A 2,632-nucleotide genomic window follows, 5' to 3' on the forward strand; every position below is an offset into this window, starting at 1 on the left:
ACTCAAAAAAATACCGCTGACTCAACTTATCCAATGCAATACGCTTAGCTACCTTGGCGTGTATGGCTGTGTAGCCATTAGTTGAGTCGAAAACATTCCAGTAGCCGGAACCAAGCTTGGACATGAACGCCAACGCTGTATTCCCTAGCACTCGCAGCCTAGGCATACGGCTAATGTAGGTCAGATCGTAAAATCGGTTGCCTTTTGTATAATCCGCCTGCCCGTTGAGTATGGGTGCGACAAAAAGCGGTATCAAAGCCGGGTCCATTTGGCCGTCGCCGTCGATCTTCACGATAACTTCTGCTCCGTCCTTAAGCGCCGCACGATATCCCGACACCACGGCTGCGCCGACGCCCTTGTTGGAAGCATGACGAATCACCCGTACCCGAGGGTCCAGGTTGCAGTCCTCCACCAGGTCCGCCGTACCTTGTGTGCACGCATCGTCTACAATATAAATACTCGATACCTCAGGGCCAATTGCAGACAAAACGTTCACTATATGCTTTTTAACTTGATAGCATGGAATGACTACAGCAATGTGATTTTGCATAATTTTTTGGGGTAAATGAATAGTCTTCAAGCGTGCGCACCGCTTTAGGCTTTGAAGACAATGCGAAGTCATCCGATCTTCGCCGGCGGATGCAAACATCGACCCCTGAGCATACCAGCCCCAAAGCGGACAAGCACGGCGCGGTTCATATTGCCGCCCACCAGCCTGTGTCCAAATTTTTTCTCTATCGTATATACGTCCAGCATCATCCATGGAGTTTGGCCGCCGATTACCCTATTCCAAGTATCAGATGCGCCGGTACATCGTTGCCCTTTCTGATTTGAATTTCGCTGGTATCACCAACGCCAGATCGACCATTTTCGGTGGACACTGTCCTTAGTCGGCCCTGCAAAACCCCGCCAACCCCCATGGCTACTGACATCTCGGGGTGAATGCCAATGGCCAGAACTCCCAAAAAGATATTCAATCGCTATTGATTTTTGGGAGTTCTGGAGGGTAAAACGATGGCGACCGACGACTTCTTCCGCGCACGGTTGGACGGGATGGTGGATCCCCAGCACCCGCTGGCGGTGTTAGCTCGGCGCCTGCCCTGGTCTCAGATTGAAACCTCATTGGCGCCGCTGTTTGCGCGCAAGGCCCGATTGGGCAAGTCGCGCGATGACGCCGACATGTTTGGGCCCACGTTGGTGGTGGCCGCAGGCGGTGTGAGTCGAGCCGGCCGGCCGCGCTTGCCGATCCGCCTGATGGTCGCGCTGCTGTACCTCAAACACGCCTTCAACGAGAGTGACGAATCCCTGGTCGAGCGCTGGAGCGAGAACGTGGTCTGGCAACTCTTCAGCGGCATGGAGTATTACCAGAGTAAGCTGCCCTGTGATGCCACGCAGATCGGCCGCTTCCGGCGCGTGCTCGGCGAAGCCGGCGTGGAGCAGTTGCTCAAGACCACCATCGAGGCGGCCGTGGCGATGAAGGCCGTCAAATCCGTCGAGTTGGAACGCGTGATTGTTGATTCGACCGTGCAGGAGAAGGCCATTGCCCACCCGACCGACAGCCGACTGCTGGAAGTCGCAAGAGCCAAGATTGCCCAGCTCGCCAAACGCGCCGGCCTTCAACTCAAGAAGACGCACGAACGCGAGGGCAGGACCTTGCGCCGCCGCGCAGGCGGCTACGCTCACGCCAAGCAATTCAAGCGTCTGCGTCAGGTGGTGCGGCGTCAGCGAACGATCCTGGGCGTGCTACTGCGCGAAGTGCAGCGCAAGATGACGACGCTGGCGCAAGCCGTACAAGATCAACTCAAGCCCTGGCTGCAACGTGCCGAGCAGATTCGCAGTCAGCGCCCGCAAGACAAGAACAAGCTGTACGCCCTGCACGCCCCAGAGGTGGAGTGCATTGGTAAAGGCAAGGCCCGCAAGCCCTATGAGTTCGGCGTCAAGGTCAGCCTGGCGGTGGCGCACAAGAGCGGCCTGATCGTGGGCGCCAGAAGTTTCCCCGGCAATCCGTTTGACGGGCACACGCTGGCAGCGCAGTTGGAACAAACCGGCGTTTTATTGCAAGACATCGGCGTGGCGCCGAAGGTCGCGGTAGTCGATCTGGGCTATCGCGGCGTGGACAAGGAGATTGCGCCGGTGGAACTGATTCACCGAGGCAAGTACAAGTCTCTCAACAAGGAGCAAAGGCGCTGGCTCAAGCGACGCCAGGCCATCGAGCCGACCATCGGGCATACCAAGCACGACCACCGGATGGATCGGTGCTGGCTCAAAGGCAGCGAGGGCGACGCGCTGCACGCGGTGCTGTGCGCGGCCGGGTTCAACATCCGTTGGTTGATGCGGGCGCTGTGGCGCCAATTGCAGGCTGGCGGCCTAAGGCACATTTCTTTGGTCTTGTTCGCCCTATGGGCGGGCTTGATGGTGGGTGCAATGGCGCTGCTGGGCGGCCCGATGGCACACCAGAAGGCTTGGCGACATCAATTCGCACCATAACGGCAAGCCTCACCAGGAACTGCTTCAGTTGCTTGCTTCGGCAAAACGAATTTTGCAGGTCCGACTCCTTATCGCGCCGCATCACATGCGCCGAGATTGCCATTACGAGACCGCTGCATAACTTCCCTAATGCGCGCAACTTGAA

At 57.6% G+C, this 2,632-nt stretch carries 2 protein-coding genes; one reads left to right on the plus strand and one right to left on the minus strand.

What is annotated here, in order from left to right; all coding sequences use genetic code 11:
* A partial coding sequence (locus LNV08_RS12745) for a glycosyltransferase family 2 protein (RefSeq protein WP_263534066.1) occupies positions 1-763 on the minus strand: 763 nt, incomplete at its 3' end.
* 251 nt (positions 764-1,014) lie between these two features.
* Here LNV08_RS12745 and LNV08_RS12750 point away from each other — a divergent pair.
* The gene (locus LNV08_RS12750) at positions 1,015-2,487 is read left to right on the plus strand and encodes an IS5 family transposase (RefSeq protein ID WP_414858730.1); all 1,473 of its coding nucleotides are present in this window, start codon (positions 1,015-1,017) and stop codon (positions 2,485-2,487) included.
* Positions 2,488-2,632: the final 145 nt, after the last annotated feature.

It is taken from the genome of Paucibacter sp. TC2R-5, assembly GCF_025717605.1.
Classification (GTDB): domain Bacteria; phylum Pseudomonadota; class Gammaproteobacteria; order Burkholderiales; family Burkholderiaceae_C; genus Paucibacter_A; species Paucibacter_A albus.

Coding starts and splice junctions, on each gene's coding strand:
- LNV08_RS12750 (WP_414858730.1), top strand. CDS start 1,015: ATGGCGACCGACGACTTCTTCCGCGCACGGTTGGACGGGATGGTGGAT.